17 protein-coding genes are annotated in these 19,707 nt (G+C 60.3%); 13 read left to right on the top strand and 4 right to left on the bottom strand.

Going from position 1 to position 19,707, the window contains the following annotated elements:
* Positions 1-51 precede the first annotated feature (51 nt).
* From AKV04_RS25405 to AKV04_RS06270, 3 genes are all read right to left on the bottom strand, one after another.
* Positions 52-806 (bottom strand): IS5 family transposase gene (locus tag AKV04_RS25405; protein WP_235815552.1). Its coding sequence is split into 2 segments (ribosomal slippage): positions 52-473 and positions 473-806, totalling 756 coding nucleotides; the frame shifts between segments, so codons are not numbered across the junction.
* A 57-nt stretch (positions 807-863) separates the two neighbouring features.
* On the bottom strand, positions 864-1,496 hold the full coding sequence (locus AKV04_RS06275) for a hypothetical protein (protein WP_054005576.1): 633 nt from the start codon (positions 1,494-1,496) through the stop codon (positions 864-866).
* A gap of 249 nt (positions 1,497-1,745) precedes the next feature.
* Positions 1,746-2,612: a branched-chain amino acid aminotransferase gene (locus tag AKV04_RS06270; RefSeq protein ID WP_054005614.1), complete on the bottom strand. Its 867-nt coding sequence runs from the start codon at positions 2,610-2,612 to the stop codon at positions 1,746-1,748.
* Between the two features lie 137 nt (positions 2,613-2,749).
* Between AKV04_RS06270 and AKV04_RS06265 the strand changes: the two genes are divergently transcribed.
* The 10 genes from AKV04_RS06265 (at position 2,750) to AKV04_RS06220 (ending at position 10,393) form a co-directional block, all read left to right on the top strand.
* Entirely contained in the window at positions 2,750-3,250 is a 501-nt protein-coding gene (locus AKV04_RS06265; protein WP_054005575.1) for a MarR family winged helix-turn-helix transcriptional regulator, read from the top strand.
* A complete protein-coding gene (locus tag AKV04_RS06260) occupies positions 3,247-3,948 on the top strand; it encodes a response regulator (protein WP_054005574.1) in 702 nt (233 codons plus the stop codon). The genes AKV04_RS06265 and AKV04_RS06260 overlap by 4 nt, the downstream gene beginning before the upstream one ends.
* 68 nt (positions 3,949-4,016) lie before the next feature.
* Complete coding sequence (locus AKV04_RS06255) at positions 4,017-4,514, top strand: hypothetical protein (RefSeq protein WP_054005573.1); 498 nt, start codon at positions 4,017-4,019, stop codon at positions 4,512-4,514.
* Positions 4,515-4,573: 59 nt separating this feature from the next.
* Positions 4,574-4,984: a PaaI family thioesterase gene (locus AKV04_RS06250; protein WP_054005572.1), complete on the top strand. Its 411-nt coding sequence runs from the start codon at positions 4,574-4,576 to the stop codon at positions 4,982-4,984.
* Between the two features lie 336 nt (positions 4,985-5,320).
* Positions 5,321-5,617: a PRC-barrel domain-containing protein gene (locus AKV04_RS06245; protein WP_054005571.1), complete on the top strand. Its 297-nt coding sequence runs from the start codon at positions 5,321-5,323 to the stop codon at positions 5,615-5,617.
* 165 nt (positions 5,618-5,782) lie between these two features.
* Complete coding sequence (locus AKV04_RS06240; protein ID WP_054005613.1) at positions 5,783-6,709, top strand: histone deacetylase family protein; 927 nt, start codon at positions 5,783-5,785, stop codon at positions 6,707-6,709.
* A complete protein-coding gene (locus AKV04_RS06235; protein WP_054005570.1) occupies positions 6,706-6,945 on the top strand; it encodes an exodeoxyribonuclease VII small subunit in 240 nt (79 codons plus the stop codon). The genes AKV04_RS06240 and AKV04_RS06235 overlap by 4 nt, the downstream gene beginning before the upstream one ends.
* Before the next feature lie 62 nt (positions 6,946-7,007).
* Positions 7,008-7,871, top strand: a complete 864-nt coding sequence (locus tag AKV04_RS06230; protein ID WP_054005612.1) for a polyprenyl synthetase family protein — start codon at positions 7,008-7,010, stop codon at positions 7,869-7,871.
* Between the two features lie 7 nt (positions 7,872-7,878).
* On the top strand, positions 7,879-9,792 hold the full coding sequence (dxs, locus tag AKV04_RS06225) for a 1-deoxy-D-xylulose-5-phosphate synthase (RefSeq protein WP_054005569.1): 1,914 nt from the start codon (positions 7,879-7,881) through the stop codon (positions 9,790-9,792).
* A 322-nt stretch (positions 9,793-10,114) separates the two neighbouring features.
* A complete protein-coding gene (locus AKV04_RS06220; RefSeq protein WP_054005568.1) occupies positions 10,115-10,393 on the top strand; it encodes an HdeA/HdeB family chaperone in 279 nt (92 codons plus the stop codon).
* Between the two features lie 184 nt (positions 10,394-10,577).
* On the opposite strand, the gene katG is transcribed toward AKV04_RS06220, so the two are convergent.
* On the bottom strand, positions 10,578-12,809 hold the full coding sequence (katG, locus tag AKV04_RS06215; protein ID WP_156317396.1) for a catalase/peroxidase HPI: 2,232 nt from the start codon (positions 12,807-12,809) through the stop codon (positions 10,578-10,580).
* A gap of 126 nt (positions 12,810-12,935) precedes the next feature.
* On the opposite strand from katG, the gene AKV04_RS06210 reads away from it, so the two are divergent.
* The 3 genes from AKV04_RS06210 (at position 12,936) to AKV04_RS06200 (ending at position 19,685) form a co-directional block, all read left to right on the top strand.
* A complete protein-coding gene (locus AKV04_RS06210) occupies positions 12,936-13,850 on the top strand; it encodes a hydrogen peroxide-inducible genes activator (RefSeq protein ID WP_054005567.1) in 915 nt (304 codons plus the stop codon).
* Positions 13,851-13,983: 133 nt separating this feature from the next.
* Positions 13,984-17,289, top strand: coding sequence for a transglutaminase family protein (locus tag AKV04_RS06205; protein ID WP_054005566.1), 3,306 nt, complete (start codon positions 13,984-13,986; stop codon positions 17,287-17,289).
* Positions 17,289-19,685, top strand: a complete 2,397-nt coding sequence (locus tag AKV04_RS06200; RefSeq protein ID WP_054005565.1) for a circularly permuted type 2 ATP-grasp protein — start codon at positions 17,289-17,291, stop codon at positions 19,683-19,685. Before AKV04_RS06205 ends, AKV04_RS06200 begins: the two co-directional genes overlap by 1 nt.
* Positions 19,686-19,707 lie beyond the last annotated feature (22 nt).

Genomic DNA, 19,707 nt, shown 5'->3' with positions numbered 1-19,707 from the left:
TTCTCCCCATTTATCAAATGCCTCCTTTGAACTAGGCTCAGGACTCATTGATCATATCCAGAAGATGACGATGGCTGCTATGGCGATGGCTGACATGAAAGTGTGGGCGCAGCGGTCGTAGCGGGTGTGGATACGCCTCCAGTCCTTGAGTTTGCCGAACATGTTTTCGATTTTGTGCCGCTTGCGGTAAAGCAGTCTGTCGTGCGGTGTCTGGATTTTCCTGTTGGATTTTGATGGGATACAGGCCTCGATCTTCCGATCTGCAAGGGCGTCTCGCAGCCAGTCGGCATCGTAGCCCTTGTCGGCAAGGAGCGCCTTCGTCGGGGGCAGGCTTGACAGCAAGGCCGCCGCCCCGGTGTAGTCACTGACTTGGCCTGCGGTCAGAAACAGGCTGCGCGGGCGGCCTTCGCTGTCGCAGACAGCGTGCAGCTTCGAGTTCAACCCGCCTTTGGTGCGTCCGATATACCGGGGAAGAGCCCCTTTTTGAGCAGGCTGGCTGCTGTGCGGTGCGCCTTCAGGTGAGTGGCATCGATCATCAACTCGGCTGTCTCGCCGCCGCCTTTTGCCAGTTCCAGGAAGATGCGTCCGAACACGCCCAACTCGCTCCAGCGGATGAAACGGTTGTAGATTGTCTTGTGTGGCCCGTAGCTTGGCGGAACGTCGCGCCACCGCAGGCCGTTGCGGATGACAAAGATGATGCCGCTGATCACCCGCCGGTCATCCACCCGGGGGATGCCGTGAGACAATGGAAAGAACGGCGATATCCGCGCCATCTGGGCTTCGGAAAGCAGGATCATCTCGGTCATGGCAGCACCCCCTTGGTGCCACCAGTGAATCAATGACTTGCCGCTACAGCAAGCGATTTAATAGGTCCAGAGCCTAGGAACCAACTCAATGATTGTGCTGTTGAGACTACCATACTTGATGAGGTTACCCTTGTCTTTTAAGGGTATACTGAATAGCTTCATCATCGTGATGGCGCGAAAGATGATGCCTTCATAAACATCAAAGGCCTTCAGCGATTTATCGCTGAGGTAGAGTCTTGGAATCGTCCTGTCAATCTGCGCAAGTAATTTCATCTTCTCATCAATATTAAAAGGCTTAACCAATGCTTCTATGAACGTGGCAATTTTTGGATCGCCCGCTTCTTTAAGTAACTGTTCAGTGTTAATGATCTTCATATATTCCACGAGCATGGAAAACTGGGAAAGTATATTCCGTGTGCGCAGCAGCGCTTCTGCTGCTTCCAGCCGCTTTGATTGAATCGCTGAGTCGCGATCCTTGCGCGCCGAAGCTAGGAATGATCTGATTTGATCCAACTCCCGTTCACTGTCTCTAATACCAGCTTTGAATGTCTCCAACTTCTTCTCAAATCGATGCTCAACAGCCTTGGTAAAAAATTTACCAATAGTGTCGCGCAATAGATATGCAGTTGCTCCTATCAAGGCTGTAGATAGCAACGCGCTTAGCAGCCACGCCCAGATTTGTGAAAACATAAAAGGCCCTCGCTATCAATGTCTGACATCTTGTACTTCTGTTCCAGCTATGAAGGAACAACAGTTTGGGTGCCTCGGCCACCTGCTCGCTTTCCGACTGAGCGGGGCAAACCAGTCTTTACTTTCTCCATACTCTCAATCCTTAACAAACCCTTAAATCCCCACCCCTAACCCACTGACTCCAAACACATAAAAAAGGTCCCGAGTTGGGACCTTCCTCATTCTCTCCAAAATCAGAACCCTAAACCCTCAGGCCCGCACCAGCTTTTCATACTGATCCGAGATCCCCAAAGTCAGCGCCCCAACTTCAAAGCTATAGTCCCCGATCTGCCCCACCGGGGTCACCTCCGCCGCCGTCCCGGTCAGCCAGCATTGCTGGAAGCCCTCCAACTCGGCGGGCAGGATGTGCCGCTCATGCACGACGATGCCCTGTTCGCGCAGCATCCCGATCACCGTCTGCCGGGTGATACCGTTCAGGAAAGCGTCCGGCAGCGGCGTGTGAACCTCACCATCCTTCACAAAAAAGATATTCGCCCCCGTCGCCTCGGCCACATAACCGCGATAATCGAACATCATCGCATCCGAACAGCCCTTCGCCTCGGCCGCATGTTTCGACATCGTGCAGATCATATAAAGCCCCGCCGCCTTCGCCTCATGCGGGATCGTCTCGGGCGAGGGCCGCTTCCACTTGGCGATGTCCAGCTTCGCCCCCTTAGTCTTGGCATCGCCGTAGTAATTGCCCCAAGACCACACCGCCACCGCCATCCGGATCGGGTTGCGCTTCGACGCCACCCCCATATCCTCGCCCGCCCCGCGCCAAGCCAGTGCCCGCACATAAGCGTCGGTCAGCCCGTTGGCCCTCAGCGTGGCCTCCTTGGCCGCCTCAATCTCAGCCACAGAAAACGGCAGTTCCATATCCAGCAAAGCGCCCGAATTCCGCAACCGTTCCGAATGCTGCACCGATTTGAAAATCTTGCCGTTATAGCACCGCTCCCCCTCAAACACCGACGAGGCATAGTGCAGCGCGTGGGTGAGGATATGCACATTGGCCGAGCGCCATTCCACCAGCTTGCCATCCATCCAGATGAACCCGTCCCGATCGTCATACCCAGCCATCGCAGCCTCCATATTTGCGAATGTTGCGCCGTATAGGTCCAATGCGGACATAATATTGCGCGAAATTGCGAATCCGCTAAACCTTATGTCTTGGAATGTCAACAACACTGACGTATCTTATGCGCGGAGGATACCCCATGGCCGAACAAAGCACCGGCGGCGAAAGCCTGCTGTTCCTGACCGACGAGAACCTGCGCAAGGGCATCGAGGCGATGTTTTTCGCCTATCGCGGCTTCACGGCTGACCCGGATCGTATTCTGGAAGACATGGACTATGGCCGCGCCCATCACCGCGCCGTGCATTTCATCAACCGCTCTCCCGGCACGACGGTTGGCAACCTGCTGACCATCCTGGGTGTGACCAAGCAATCGTTGAACCGCGTGCTGCGCACCTTATTTGACGATGGCCTTGTCGAAGCGCGCGTTGGCAAGCAAGACAAACGCGAGCGTCACCTTTACCTCACCGACAAAGGCCATGCGCTGGAACGTGCCCTGTCCGACGCCCAACGTGCAAGGATGCGCGCCGCCTATCGTGCGGCGGGGCCAAGCGCCGTGCAGGGCTTTCGCACCGTGCTTGAGGCAATGATGGACGCCGAGCAACGCCGCCAGTATCAAGGCCTGAAAGAGGGCAGCACATGACCGAATTACCCGCTCACCTGCTGGTCGTGGACGACGACGAACGCATCCGTGGCCTGTTGCAGAAATTCCTGATCCGCAACGGCTTCCTCGTCTCGACCGCCCGCGACGCCGCCCAAGCTCGCCGCCTGCTGGCTGGGCTGGAATTCGACCTGCTGGTGTTGGATGTGATGATGCCCGGCGAGGATGGCATCAGCCTGACCCGCGCCTTACGCGCCACTCTCACCGTGCCGATCCTGCTTTTGACCGCCAAAGGCGAGACCAACAACCGCATCGAAGGCTTTGAGGCCGGTGCTGACGATTACCTGATCAAACCGTTTGAGCCGAAGGAACTGCTGCTGCGCATCAACGCCATCCTGCGCCGTGTGCCTGCCGCCAAAACTGCCAGCCCCGCGCCAAAAGTCCTGCACATGGGCCCGGTCCGCTATGACATGGATCGGGGTGAGCTCTGGCGCGGCCAAGAGCTGATCCGCCTGACCTCGACCGAGGCCACCTTGATGCGGATCTTCTCGGCGCAACCCGGCACAGCGATGTCGCGCGATAAACTGGTGGGCGACATGCCGCGCGAAGACAGCGCGGGCCAAGAACGCGCGGTTGATGTGCAAATCACCCGTCTGCGCCGCAAGATCGAAGACGATCCGAAATCGCCGCGCTATCTGCAAACCGTGCGCGGTGAGGGCTACGTGCTGCAAACTGATTGACGCAGCCAGCCACAGTTCCTTCACAATTTCCTGCCAGTTAGGCCAAATAACAATCTTTGGGAGAGACCATGACCCTGCTGAAATACGCCGCCGCCTGCGGCTTTGCTTTGCTGTCCACCACCGCCTTTGCGCAAGACCTCGTGCCCTATTCCGAGGCCGGCGGTTGGGCTGTGGAGGTTGACCCAACCTTGGGCAACGGCTGCCTGTTGTCGTCGGATTTTGAAGACGGCAGCCACGTCCGCATCGGGTTTGACCGTACCGCAGGCAATGGCTATGTGATCGCCGCCAACACCGCTTGGGGCGAAATCACCGATGGCACCGATTATCCGATCAGCTTCATGCTGGATGATCAAAAATATGACGGCAGCGCCAAGGGTCTGCATCTGGATGATCTGCCCGGCGTCATGGTCACCTTCGACAGCGTCGATTTCCTAACTGACTTGGCCGCGAAAAACACCATGACGCTGCAAAGCGAAGGTGCCGATGTGATGTCGATCAACCTTTCGGGCAGTGATGAGGCGATCACCGAAACCATCGCCTGCCAAGACGAGCAAGACAAGGGTTGATCCCGAAATCAGCTTTGGCGCGGGGGCATCGCCGTCCCGCGCCACCAGACGGAGCGACCATGACCCCCGACCATCCCCTGCTGGGCGTCCAGCCGCCGTTTGCCGATCATCTTGGTTTGCGCATCCTGTCCGCCCAGCCTGACCGGATTGAGGCTGAAATGCTGGCCTCGCCGCAGCTGATCAACCGCAACGGCACGCTGCATGGTGGGGCGGTGATGGGTATGGCCGATCATCTCGGCGGGCTTGGGGCGTTTCTGAACATCGGGCCGACCGAAAGCACCGCCACGGTGGAAAGCAAAACCAACTTTTTCCGCGCCATTCCGGCGGGTGACATGCTGCGCGGTGTCAGTATTTTATTGCATGGCGGGCGCCAGACCATGGTGTGGCAAACCACGCTGACGCGCAGCGATGGCAAAATGGCCGCGATGGTGACGCAAACTCAGATCGTGCTGCGCGATCCGAAGTTCTGACGCCCTCCGCGCAGAAATACGCCCTGGTAAGCCAAGCACTTCTGTTGCACGCGCCGTAAAGCTGGAAAACCGCTCGTGCCCTCCGTGTCTTCGGCGCATTCTCGCCGACCCAATTCAACGCAAGCTGCACATGGAACCGTAGCGGCCCTCGCGGGTTTTTGTCATGAAAGCGCGGCCCGCATGTCAATCGGGCGCAACGGCATGAAGAACAGGGTGGTTTTCCCGATCTCCCACCTTGGCCAACGCAATGGCAGTCGAGCTTCTATCCCGTTTGTGGACGGCGTTTTCACCCTTTCACGCCCGTAACTCTGCCCATAACTCTGGAGGACAAGCAAGATGGACCACAGTAACCATACCCCGCTGGACCGCACCGAATTCAACACTGCGGTTTTGGAAGATGCACCCGTCTACGGTGCGGATGATCGCAAGATCGGCACGATTTCGCATGTGCATGGCGCGGGTGCCGTCACCGATGTTGTGCTGGATGTCGGTGGATTTCTCGGCATCGGCTCGAAACCCGTGTTGGTCAGCGTCGATCAGCTTAATCTGATGCGGGACGAGGATGGCAACATCCATGGCGTCACCTCGTGGACGAAAGAGCAGTTGCAAGAACTGCCAGAACATCATCATTGATCACAACGGATGTGATCGCTGAATGATCATTGACCCGCACGATCGTAAACCCGGACTCGCCTTGTGTGAGTCTGGGCTTTTGCCCAGAAAAGTGGCGGTAATTGGCGGTTTCGATTTTGGTGCAGGTGGAATAGTGTTCCGGCCAAAGTGCAAAAGGCCGATCTTGTGACCACCCTTCTTATCAACTCCCCCCAATCCGAAAATCACCTCACGCCCCCCGGTCACCCCGAGCAGGTCGCGCGTTACGCCGCCGTGCAGGCGGGTCTGAACGGCCTCGACTTGCTCCACCGCGATGCGCCTTTGGCCGAGGATACAGACATCCTGCGCGCCCACCCGGCGCGCTATCTCGCCAAGGTCCGCGCCGCATCACCTGTCACGGGATGGGCGCAACTTGATGGCGATACTTTCCTCTCTCCCGGCTCTGTCACCGCTGCGTTGCATGTGGTTGGCGGGGCTTGCGCTGCCGTTGATGCCGTCTTGTCGGGCGAGGCTCAGAACGCCTTCCTCGCTGCCCGTCCCCCCGGCCACCACGCAGAATCTGAAACCGCGATGGGGTTTTGCATCTTCGGAACCGTCTCTATTGCGGCGCTGAGAGCCTTAAATCACCACAACCTTGCCCGCGTCGCGGTGGTCGATTTCGACGTCCACCACGGCAATGGCACGCAAGATCTGCTCTGGAACGAACCCCGCGCTTTGTTCTGCTCCAGCCATCAGATGCCACTCTATCCCGGCACCGGCAGTGCTTCGGAAACCGGCGCGCACGGCCAAATCCTCAACGTCCCGCTCAGCGAACACACGGGCTCTGGTCCGATGCGCGAAGCCTATGAGAGCCTGATCTTCCCCCGCATCGCGGCTTGGAAGCCCGATCTCATCCTGATCTCGGCAGGCTTTGATGCGCACCAAGCCGACCCCCTCGCGGGCCTAGACTGGCAGACCGAAGACTACGCATGGCTCACCCAGCGCCTCTGCGACCTGGCCGATGCCCATTGCGCGGGCCGGGTGGTATCCTGTCTTGAGGGCGGTTATGATCTGCCCGCGCTGACCGCTTCGGTCAGCGCACATGTGGGTGTTTTGCAGGAGCGCGGCCGATGACTGATAAACCCGTAGCGGATATGTCCTTTGAAGAAGCCATGGCCGCCCTCGAATCCGTCGTCACCCAGTTGGAACGCGGCGAAGTGGCGCTGGAACAAAGCATCGCGCTTTACGAAACAGGCGCAAAGCTGAAAGCCCACTGTGCCGCCAAACTGGCGAAGGCCGAAGAAAAGGTCGAACTGATCCGCGCCGCCGAAGGCCGCGCTGTTGGCACCACCCCGGTGGAGGGGCTTTAGTGCCCACCAACACCCCGCCGCTGAAGCATTTTGAAGTGACACGCACCGAGTCGTTAGAGGCGATGCCGTTTCAAGCCGCCCTGCAAAACGCGCGCGATTACGTCGAAATCACCCTGATGCATAAGCTCATCGGACTCAGCGGCCCTCTTCCCGAAGCCATGCTCTATGCCACCAAAGGCGGCAAAGGTTTGCGCGGGTTTCTGGTGCTGGAATCTGCCCGCATCCACGGCATCTACGGCAGCGCCGCTGGCCCTGCCGCCGCCGCGATTGAGGCGCTGCACGCCTATTCCCTGATCCATGATGACCTGCCCTGCATGGACGATGACGACCTGCGCCGGGGCCAACCGACCGTGCATCGCAAATGGGATGAAGCCACAGCGGTGCTGGCCGGCGATGCGTTGCAGGCCCTCGCGTTTGAACTGGTCAGCATGACGGACTGTCCTTATGAGCAACGCTGGCTGCTGACCTCGACCCTGGCTACAGCCGCAGGCGCGCGTGGCATGGTCGGCGGTCAGGTGGCTGACATTGCCGCTGAAACCGCTGCCACCGCGTTGAACCTTGATCAGATCATCGCCCTACAAGTCGGAAAAACCGGCGCGCTGATCACTTGGTCGGCGATGGCGGGCCCACGCATGGCGGGGGCAGAGACACATGCGATGCAGAGTTACGGCGATTGTCTCGGCCTCGCCTTCCAGATCGCCGACGATATCCTAGACGTCACCGGAGACGTCGAAAAAGCCGGAAAACGTCTGCAAAAAGACGCAGCCGCCGGTAAAGCCACCTTCGTCTCGCTGCTGGGGCTTGATGCCGCACGCGCCCGCGCCAAATCTTTGGTAGAGCAGGCCTGTGACCACATTGCCCCCTACGGCGCATCCGCGCAAAACCTGATCGACTGCGCCCGTTTCACCATCGCGCGGGAAAGCTGAGGCACCTATGGCTGACAAACCCAACACCCCCCTGCTTGATCGGGTCAAACTGCCCTCGGATATGAAATCGCTGTCGGATCGCGAGCTCAAACAACTCGCCGATGAACTCCGCGCCGAAACCATTTCAGCGGTCTCCGTCACCGGCGGCCATCTTGGCGCGGGCTTGGGCGTGGTGGAACTCACCGTCGCCTTGCACGCTACCTTCCACGCGCCGCGCGACAAGATCATCTGGGACGTCGGCCACCAATGCTATCCGCATAAGATCCTGACCGGACGCCGCGACCGCATCCGCACCCTGCGTACCGAAGGTGGCCTGTCGGGTTTCACCAAGCGCAGCGAATCTCCCTATGATCCGTTCGGCGCAGCCCATTCCTCCACCTCGATCTCCGCCGCCCTCGGTTTCGCCATGGCGGCGGAACTAGGCGGCGATCCCGGCGACGCTATTGCGGTGATCGGCGATGGCTCGATGTCCGCAGGCATGGCGTTTGAGGCGATGAACAACGCAGGCCACCTGAAAAAACGCCTGTTCGTCATTTTGAACGACAACGAAATGTCCATCGCTCCCCCGGTCGGCGCGCTGTCCGCCTACCTCAGCCGCATGTACGCGGGCGAGCCATTCCAAGACCTGAAATCCGCCGCCAAAGGCATGGTCTCCCTGCTGCCCGAACCCTTCCAAGAAGGTGCCCGCCGCGCCAAGGAAATGCTGAAAGGCATGGCCGTGGGCGGCACTTTGTTCGAAGAACTCGGCTTCTCCTACATCGGCCCCATCGACGGCCACGACCTTGACCAACTTCTCCCGGTCTTAAGAACCGCCCAAGCCCGCGCCACCGGCCCGATGCTGATCCATGTGCTGACCAAAAAAGGCAAAGGCTACGCCCCGGCAGAAGCTGCCCGCGACAAAGGTCACGCCACCGGAAAATTCGATGTCCTCACCGGTGTGCAGCAAAAAGCCGCCTCCAACGCCCCCAGCTACACCAAAGTTTTCGCGCAATCCCTGATCCGCGAAGCCGAAACCGATGATAAAATCGTCGCCATCACCGCCGCCATGCCAGATGGCACTGGGCTTGATCTGTTCGCCGCCCGCTTCCCCAAACGCACGTTTGACGTAGGCATCGCCGAACAACACGCTGTCACCTTTTCGGCAGGCCTCGCTGCGGGCGGGATGAAGCCATTCTGCACGATCTACTCCACCTTCCTGCAACGCGGCTACGACCAGGTGGTGCATGACGTCGCCATCCAACGCCTGCCCGTCCGCTTTGCCATCGACCGCGCTGGGCTTGTCGGCGCAGACGGGGCCACCCACGCAGGCAGCTTTGACGTGGCCTTCCTGTCCAACCTCCCCGGCTTCGTGGTGATGGCGGCGGCAGATGAAGCCGAACTCGTCCACATGGTCGCCACCGCCGCCGCCCACAACTCCGGCCCCATCGCCTTCCGCTATCCGCGCGGTGAAGGCACCGGGGTCGAGATGCCTGCCAAAGGCATCCCCTTGGAAATCGGCAAAGGTCGCCTGATCCAACAAGGCGCGCGCGTGGCGCTACTGTCCTTCGGCACCCGCCTGTCCGAAGTCCAAAAAGCCGCCGAGTCCCTAACCGCCAAAGGCCTAACCCCCACCATCGCCGACGCCCGCTTCGCCAAACCGTTGGACCGCGACTTGATCCTCAATCTGGCAAGAACCCACGAAGCCCTGATCACCATCGAAGAAGGCGCCATCGGCGGCTTCGGCTCTCATGTCGCCCAACTGCTGGCCGATGAAGCCATCTTCGACCACGGCCTGAAATTCCGTTCGATGGTCCTCCCCGACACCTTCATCGACCACGCCTCGCCCGAAGCCATGTATCGCAGCGCTGGGATGGATGCCGCGCAGATTGAGGCGAAAGTGCTGGAGGTTCTGGGCGTGGCGGTGGTGGGGAAGCGGGCGTGAGATAGTGATCAAGCTAGAACGGCAATCAGAAATTTTCGCGAACACACTTCCCATAGCAGAAAACGAGAAATCGCTTTTCAGATGGCTGTATAAACGCGTGTGAAGCTATTCGGTTGCGATACTTGAAGCCAAAAAAGTGTTGCGTCACGCCCGACGAATTCTTCAAGCGTGTTTCTGCGCAAAAGCTTATTTTCGCCAGCGCAACTTCGCTTGACTCGTTGCGCCCGGCCGTGAATTCAGCCTGCTAGACTAGTTTGCCTGCGCGTCGGGCTTACCTCTGCAATGCCCGCAAAGATGCCGGGCGTTATAGGAGGACCACACCATGAAACTTTCCTATGCTTTTGCAGCCGTTGCGCTGATCGCCGTTCCTGCTTTTGCCCAAACCGAGGGCGACGTCAAAGTTGATCCGTCAACCGTCACTTGCAACGATTTCTCGCTGATGGACGCGCAGAATATGACGACCGTCGGCATCGCCGTGAAGGAGTCGCTGAAGGACGATGCGAAATTCTCCGCCATGACGGACGAAGAAATGACCATCGCCGCGACTGACGCCTGCAAAGCCCATCCCGATGGCAAAGTTGTTGACGCGCTGAAGATGTAATTTCAGCAGGGTATAGGGAGACTGATCGGCGTCACTGCCGTGTGGAAAACCTTTACACAAGGTTAACGAGCCCGCCTTAACCCGTTGAAATCATGTAAACCGCACGCCTGTCCACGCGTGGACAGGTCAAAATAAAAGCGCGCGCGGGCCAAAACCCACGCGCGTTTTCAACTTTCAAACCAGCTTAGACCAGATCAAACCGATCCGCGTTCATCACCTTGACCCAAGCCGCCACAAAGTCGCGCACGAAGGCGGCCTGACCGTCACTCTGCCCGTAAACCTCGGCCAAAGCCCGCAGTTGCGAGTTCGATCCGAACACCAGATCATTCCGCGTTGCCGTCCATTTCAACGCGCCCGTGGTGCGATCCCGGCCCTCAAACTCCGTCTCTGCCGGAGAGGTGGCTTTCCAAACCGTCCCCATATCCAGCAGGTTGACGAAGAAATCGTTGCTCAGCACACCCGGACGGTTGGTGAACACCCCATGCTGGGAGTGCCCCGTATTGGCATCCAAAGCCCGCAAGCCGCCGACCAGAACCGTCATCTCCGGCGCCGTCAGGGTCAGCAGTTGCGCCCGATCCAGCAGCAGTTCTTCCGCCGTGACCGAATACTGTACCTTCAGGTAGTTGCGGAACCCGTCCGCCACTGGCTCCAGCACCGAGAACGATTCAACATCGGTCTGCTCTTGGCTGGCATCCGTCCGCCCCGCCGCAAACGGCACCGCAACCGGATACCCAGCCGCCGCTGCCGCATTTTCCACCGCAGCCGAGCCGCCCAGCACGATCAGATCGGCCAACGACACTGCTTTACCGGGATTGCCTGCGTTGAACGAGGCTTGCACCCCTTCCAGCACCGTCAGCACCTTGGCCAGTTGTTCCGGCTGGTTCACCGCCCAATCCTTCTGCGGGGCCAACCGGATACGCGCGCCATTCGCACCGCCGCGTTTATCCGAGCCGCGGAAGGTCGAGGCTGACCCCCAAGCCACCGAAACCAGTTCCGACACCGTCAGGTTCGAACCCAAAATCTGCGCCTTCAACGCTGCCACATCCGCCGCGTCAATCGCACCCGAAGTCGCCGCCGGGATCGGATCTTGCCAGATCAGATCTTCCGCAGGCACCTCGGACCCCAGATACAGCACTTTCGGCCCCATATCGCGGTGGGTTAGCTTGAACCAAGCCCGCGCGAACGCATCGGCAAACGCCGCCTGATCATCATGGAAGCGGCGCGAGATCGGCCCGTAGATCGGGTCAAACCGCATCGCAAGGTCCGCCGTGGTCATCATGGGGCGATGGGTGATCGACGGGTCATGGGCGTCGGGGATCATATCCTGCGGCTCGACGTCGCGGGCGAGGAATATTTGCGCGCCAGCCGGGCTCTTGGTCAGTTCCCACTCATATTTGAACAGCATGTTGAAATAGCCGTTGTCCCAAGTGGTCGGGTTCGGCTTCCACGCGCCCTCAATCCCAGAGCTGGTGGTGTGAACGCCGGAGCCGGAACCAAAGCCGTTCTGCCAGCCTAATCCCTGCTGCGCCATCGGAGCAGCTTCAGGATCAGCCCCGACCAAGGCCGGATCACCCGCGCCATGCGCCTTGCCGAAGGTATGACCGCCCGCAACCAAAGCCACGGTTTCTTCGTCATCCATCGCCATCCGGGCAAACGTCTCACGAATATCGCGGCCCGAGGCTACCGGATCAGCCACGCCATCCGGGCCTTCGGGATTGACGTAGATCAGGCCCATTTGCACGGCGGCCAGCGGGTTTTCCAGATTACGGTCGCCGGAATAGCGGCTGTTTTTGTTGGCCGGATCGTTCGAGGCGATCAGCCAGGTGTCCTCAGAGCCCCAGTAGATATCCTCTGGCGGCTCCCACACATCGACGCGTCCGCCGCCAAAGCCAAAGGTCTTAAAGCCCATCGATTCCAGTGCAACGTTGCCGGTCAGCACGATCAGATCGGCCCAGGAAATCGCATTGCCGTATTTCTGTTTGATCGGCCACAACAGGCGGCGGGCCTTATCCAAGCTGACGTTATCCGGCCAGCTATTCAGCGGCGCAAAGCGCTGGGTGCCAGACCCGGCACCGCCACGGCCATCGCCGGTGCGGTAGGTGCCAGCACTGTGCCACGCCATGCGGATGAAAAACGGGCCGTAATGGCCCCAATCGGCAGGCCACCACGGCTGACTGTCGTGCATCAGCGCGGTCAGGTCTTGCTTTACGGCGGCCAAATCCAACGCCTTGAAGGCTTCGGCATAGTCAAAGCCTTCGGGCATCGGGTTAGATGCGGGCGCATTCTGATGCAAAATCCGTAGGTTAAGCTGGTTTGGCCACCAATCGCGGTTTGAGCGCAGCTTGTTGGTGGTGTGTTGGCTGCCGCCATGCATCACCGGGCATTTGCCGCCGCTTGTGGGTTCGTTTCCGTCCATCGCTCTCTCCGATTCTGCTGAAAACCGTTTCTGTGAACGGTCTTTTGCTTTGTGCTGCCATCACTATAACAACGTGATGGCATTAGTTTAAGTTGAATATACTGATTGTTCCGATAAGTTGCCCTTATGATCAACTTCACCCTGAAACAGTTCCGCTATTTTGAGGCTTTGGCCCGCCACGGCCATTTCGGGCGCGCGGCGGAAACCTGTGCCATCTCACAACCCGCTTTGTCCATGCAGATCAAGGAACTGGAAGCCGCCCTCGGCACCGACCTGTTTGAACGCGGCGCGCGGCAAGTGCGGCTGACCAGCTTTGGTGAGGCATTTGCGCTGCGGGTGCGCGACATTCTGCGCTCGGTCGATGAATTGGCTGACATCGCGCGGGCGGCGCAGACGCAACTGGTGGGGCGCTTGCGGATCGGGGTGATTCCCACCATCGCGCCGTATTTGCTGCCGACCATCATCGGCAATCTGATGCGTCTGAATGCCGACCTTGATTTGCAACTGCGCGAAACCATCACCCCGAAACTGTTGACTGAACTCGCTGAGGGCCGCTTAGATACCGCCATCGTGGCGCTGCCGATCTCGGAGCCTTCGCTGACCGAAGTGCCGCTGTTCTCGGAAGATTTCGTGCTGATCCGCCCTGCCGAGGATGAAGGCAAACCGGTGCCCAGCCGCGAACGTCTGCGTGAAATGCGTCTGCTTTTGTTAGAGGAAGGCCATTGCTTCCGCGATCAGGCGTTGTCGTTTTGCAATATGTCTGCCGCCCCGCCGCGTGAATTGCTCGACGGCAGTTCGCTGTCAACCTTGGTGCAAATGGTCAGCGCGGGTATCGGTGTGACGCTGATCCCCGAGATGGCGATGGCGGTCGAAACCCGCTCGGCCTCGGTGTCGGTGGCGCGGTTTGGCGATCCGAAACCGCAGCGCATCGTCGGCATGGTCTGGCGCAAGACCAGTCCCTTGGCCAAGCAACTGCTGCAAGTGGCTGAACTGGTACGGTTCTCGGCTGAGACCCTGCGCGTCCAACACGGTGCAATCTGATCTGGTGCTTATTTTTTAGGCGGCTTTCGCGGAAATCTTCATCACTTGCGCTGAAACCGCCCCCTGATGCACAAAGTGTTAGAGGATCACCGCTGGCTGTGAAAAAACCTCTCTATCCCTGAAAGAAAATATCATGTCCATCCTCGCCAGCATCTACCATCTGACCCATTACAAATATGATCGCCCGGTGACGCTGGGCCCGCAGATCATCCGGCTGCGCCCCGCGCCGCACAGCCGCACCCGGGTGGTGTCGCATGCGCTGAAAGTCACGCCCGCGAACCATTTTGTGAATTATCAACAGGATTTGTATGGCAACTGGCTGGCCCGCTATGTCTTCCCCGATCCGGTGACGGAACTGAAGATCGAGGTCGATCTGACCGCCGATATGACCGTCTACAACCCGTTCGATTTCTTTGTTGAGGCGAGTGCTGAAACCTGGCCCTTCGAATACCCCGCCGAGATCGCCGAAGATCTGGTGATTTACCGCAGTTGCGACGCGCCGGGGCCACTGTTGCAGGCGTTCCTTGATCGTGTGCCGCGGGATCCCCTGCGCACCATCGACTTCATCGTGCGCCTCAACGCGCAGCTTGCGCAGGAAATCGGCTATGTCATCCGCATGGAACCAGGGGTGCAGACTCCCGAGGAAACCTTGGGGCTGGCGTTGGGATCGTGCCGCGATACTTCGTGGCTGCTGGTGCAGTCCTTGCGCCATCTGGGCTTTGCTGCGCGGTTTGTGTCGGGCTATCTGATCCAGTTGAAACCCGACCTGACGGCTGTGGATGGCCCGCAAGGCACCGACAAAGACTTCACCGACCTGCACGCGTGGTGCGAGGTCTACTTGCCCGGCGCGGGTTGGATCGGGCTTGATCCCACCTCTGGCCTGCTGACCGGCGAAAGCCATATCCCGCTGTCCGCGACGCCGCATTACTCCAATGCGGCGCCGATCTCGGGCATGGCGAGCTACGCCGAGGTTGATTTTGACTTTGACATGACGGTGACGCGCACCGCTGAGCATCCACGCATCACCATGCCGTTTTCCGAAGCGGCTTGGGATGATCTCAACGCTCTGGGCCACAAGGTCGATGCGGCTTTGGCCGCAGGCGATGTCCGCCTCACCATGGGCGGCGAGCCGACGTTTGTCTCCATCGACGACTTTGAAGCGGGCGAGTGGAACACTGACGCCGTCGGCCCCACCAAACGCGTGTTTGCCGATGCGCTGATCCGCCGCCTGCAAGCCAAGTTCGCACCGGGTGGCTTCCTGCATTACGGTCAAGGCAAATGGTACCCCGGCGAAACCCTGCCGCGCTGGACCTTCAGCCTCTACTGGCGTCGCGATGGCAAACCGATCTGGCACAACCCCGACCTAATCGCACCTGAAATCAGCCGTGCCAAGGCGACGCCGGAACAGGCCAGCACCCTGCTGCAAAACATCGCGCAAACGCTTGGATTGCCTGCGGAAAACGTCACACCCGCTTTTGAAGACCCCGCCGAATGGATCGTCAAGGAAGGCAATCTGCCCGAGAACGTCACCCCCGAAAACTCGCAGCTGAAAGACCCCGAAGAACGCAACCGCATCGCGCGGGTGTTTTCGCGTGGCCTGACCGAGCCTTCGGGCTTCGTCCTCCCGGTGCAGCGCTGGCAGTCCCGCGCCGCGCAAACTTGGGTGTCCGAGAAATGGGCGCTGCGGCGCGGCCATCTGTTCCTCGTGCCGGGCGACAGCCCCGTCGGCTACCGCCTGCCGCTGGGCTCGCTGCCCTATGTCAAACCCGCCGACTACCCGCATATCCACCCTTCCGACCCATTCGATACCCGTGGCCCGCTGCCTGAATACACTGCCGAGCCCGCGCAAGCCGTGGCCAGCTTTACTGCCTCTGAAGCCACGCAAGACCGCCGCGAGCAGGTAATTTCTGATCTTGCAGGCTCTGTCCGCACCGCGATCTCGGTGGAGCCGCGCGACGGTCGGCTTTGTGTGTTCATGCCCCCGGTGGAAAAGGTCGAAGACTACCTCGAACTTGTCGCCGCCGCCGAAGCCGCCGCCAAGAAGCTTGGCCTGCCCGTGCATATCGAAGGCTACGGCCCGCCCAACGATCCCCGCCTGAACGTAATCCGCGTTGCGCCCGATCCGGGGGTGATTGAGGTCAATATCCACCCGTCGCACAACTGGGGCGAAACCGTCCTCACCACTGAAATTGTCTACGAAGAAGCCCGCCAGCTGCGCCTAGGTGCCGACAAATTCATGATCGACGGCAAACATACCGGCACCGGCGGCGGCAACCATGTCGTGGTCGGCGGCGTCACCCCCGCTGACAGCCCGTTCCTGCGCCGCCCCGATCTGCTGGCCAGCCTGATCCTGCATTGGCAGCGCCATCCGTCGCTGTCCTACATGTTCTCGGGCCTGTTCATCGGCCCCACCTCTCAGGCTCCTCGCATTGACGAAGCGCGGATGGATGCCCTCTATGAACTCGAAATCGCGCTGACCCAAATCCCGACGCCGGGGCAGGGGGCGGCACCGCCGCCGTGGCTGGTCGACCGCCTGCTGCGCAACTTGCTGGTTGATGTCACCGGCAACACCCACCGCGCCGAGATTTGCATCGACAAACTTTACTCCCCGGACGGCCCGACAGGCCGCCTTGGTCTGGTGGAATTTCGGGGTTTCGAGATGCCACCGAACCCCCGGATGAGCCTTGCGCAACAACTGCTGATCCGCGCCCTGATTGCGCGGATGTGGGCCGCACCCCTTAAAGGTAACCTCACCCGCTGGGGCACCAATCTGGCCGACCGCTTCATGCTGCCGCATTTCGTCTGGGCCGATTTCCTCGATGTGCTGTCCGACCTGCGCCAGCACGGCTTTGATTTCAACCCCGACTGGTTCAAGGCCCAAGCCGAATTCCGCTTCCCGTTCTGCGGTGAGGCGACGTTCGAAGGCGTCACCCTTGAAATCCGTCAGGCACTGGAGCCTTGGCATGTCATGGGCGAAACCGGGGCCATCGGTGGCACCGTGCGCTATACCGACAGTTCCGTGGAACGCCTGCAAGCCAAGCTGACAGGCGGCGATCCGGGCCGCTATACCGTCACCTGCAATCAGCGCCAAATGCCGATGCAGACGGTCGGCGCGGGCGTCTCGGTGGCCGCCGTCCGCTTCAAAGCATGGCAGCCGCCACTCGCCCTGCACCCGGTCCTGCCCGTCAACGCGCCGCTGACCTTCGATGTCTATGACACTTGGACAGGCCGCGCTTTGGGGGGCTGCACCTATCACGTCGCCCATCCCGGCGGGCGCAATTATGATACGTTCCCGGTGAACAGTAACGAGGCCGAAGCGCGCAGGCTTGCTCGGTTCGAGCCACATGGTCATACTGGTGGCCTCTATGAACCCGTCTCCGAAACCCCGCATCCCGAGTTCCCGATGACCCTCGATCTGCGCCGCGCTCCAAGGCACTGATGGCACGCAAGGCCAAAGCAAAGCCGGTCGATACCCAGCTTTTTGCCCGGTATCGCCCGCTTCCCGGCGTGCCGGATGAATTGGTGGATGCGCAAGGCGCGATGCGCCCGGTTTGGGCTGGACTGATCGCGCATATGTCAAGCCTCTCGGCGGCCGAGGTGAAAGACGCCTTCGCGCGGGGTGAGCAGCATCTGGCCGACACCGGGGTGTTCTTTCGCAAATATGGCGATAACTCCAGCGCCGGGCGGGACTGGCCGTTCTCGGCTGTGCCGATCCTGCTGCCCGAAGCCGATTGGCACAGCATCGAAGCGGGCCTGATCCAGCGCGCTGATATCATGGAACTGCTCGCCGCCGATCTTTATGGCGAGAACCGCTTGGTCGCCGAAGGTCATCTGCCCGCCAGCCTGATCGCCGAAAACCCGGAATGGCTGCGCCCGATGGTGGGAGTGAAACCCCGCTCGGGGCATTTTCTGCATTTCATGGCGTTTGAAATTGGCCGTGGCCCCGATGGCCGTTGGTGGGTGCTGTCGGATCGTACCGATGCACCTTCAGGCGCTGGCTTTGCGTTGGAGAACCGCGTGGCGGCTTCCCGCGTGTTCCCGGACCTCTACCGCACCACCAATGTCCACCGCCTCGCAGGTTTCTTCCGGTCGTTCCGCGACGCGTTGGAAAAGCTGCGCAGCGATCCGACCTCCCGCGTCGGCATCCTGACCCCCGGCCCTCTGACCGACACCTACTATGAACAGGCCTATATCGCCCGCTATCTTGGCATGGCGCTGCTGGAGGGCGAAGATCTGACCGTTGAAAACGGCCAACTCTACGTCCGCACCGTCGAGGGCCTCGCCCCGGTCGATGTGCTGTGGCGGCGGATGGATGGCATCTGGGCCGATCCGTTGGAACTGCGCGGCGACAGCCATCTCGGCACCCCCGGCCTGATGTCGGCGGTGCGGCAAGGCCATGTCACCATGGTCAACGCTTTGGGCGTCGGCGTGCTGGAAACCCAGGCGTTGATGGCCTTCCTGCCGAAAATCGCACAGGTGTTGACCGGACAAAAACTGCAAATCCCCAATGTGGCGACATGGTGGTGCGGTCAGGCCAAAGAACTCGCGCATGTCCGCGCCCATGCCGACCGGATGCTGATCGGCCCGGCGATGGCCACCCGCATCGCTTTTGAATCCACCGCGCCCCATGCCGTTGGCGGCCAGATGCGCGGCAGTGAGGATGACGCCGATCTGCATGATTGGCTGACCGATAATGCGGGTGAACTGGTTGGCAAAGAATTGGTCACGCTGTCCACCACTCCGTTCTACGAAAATGGCACGCTGGTGCCGCGCCCAATGTCGCTGCGGGTGTTCCTCGCCCGCACCACCACAGGCTGGCAAGTAATGCCCGGCGGCTTCGCCCGCATTGGGGCTGGCACCGACACCACTGCGATTTCGATGCGCAACGGCGGCTCGGTCGCCGATGTTTGGGTGGTCAGCGACACACCCGTTGAACCCGTCACCCTACGCGCGCCACAATCCACCCCCTTCGTGCGTGCGCAACCGGGGCCTTTGCCCAGCCGCGCCGCCGACAATCTGTTCTGGCTCGGCCGCTATGTCGAGCGCACCGAAGGTTTGCTCCGCCTCGTGCGCGCCTACAACGGCAGGGTGAATGAGGCGGGCAACGCCGCTTTGCTTGCCACCATCCGCGCCCGGCTGAAATCCTACGGCGTCGATGCGACCGAAGCCTTCCCGGCAGGCGTTCTGAACACCCTCAGCTCCGCCGTTTACAGCGCCAGCCAAATCCGCGACCGTTTCAGCGTCGACGGCTGGTCTGCGCTGCAAGACATCGAGAAATCCATGACCCGCATCGCCAAAACCACCGAAACCGGTGGCGATGCTGCACAGGTGATGAGCGTGATGCTGCGCAAGATCGCGGGCTTTTCCGGCCTTGTGCATGAAAACATGTATCGCGCGGCGGGCTGGCATTTTCTGTCCATCGGTCGGTCTTTGGAACGTGCCGCAATGATGACCGATCTTTTGGCGGCGGTCGCTGGTCCCACCTCGCCCCCCGGCGGCCTCGATATGGCGATTGAGGTCGGCGACAGCATCATGGTCCACCGCCAGCGCTACGCCGTGTTCACCAGCCGCGAAAGTGTGATTGATCTGCTGGGCCTTGACGAGTCCAACCCGCGCTCGGTCCGCTTCCATCTCGATGTGATCGCCAAATGCGTGGATGAGTTGTCCCACACCGGCCCGCACGGCCAGATGACCGAGTTTGAGCGCAAAGTGCGGATACTGCAAACCTCGGTGATCGTCCACACCGTGCAAACGCTGGACACGCAGGCGCTGCTGGCGGCACGCGGGCAGATTTATGATCTGTCCACCGCGCTCGGCTCCGCGTTCATGCATTAAAGCATGTCAGGTTCTGATAAAA

It is taken from the genome of Cypionkella psychrotolerans (genome assembly GCF_001294535.1).
In the GTDB taxonomy this organism is placed as follows: domain Bacteria; phylum Pseudomonadota; class Alphaproteobacteria; order Rhodobacterales; family Rhodobacteraceae; genus Cypionkella; species Cypionkella psychrotolerans.
This window is presented reverse-complemented; position numbering and strand designations above follow the sequence as displayed.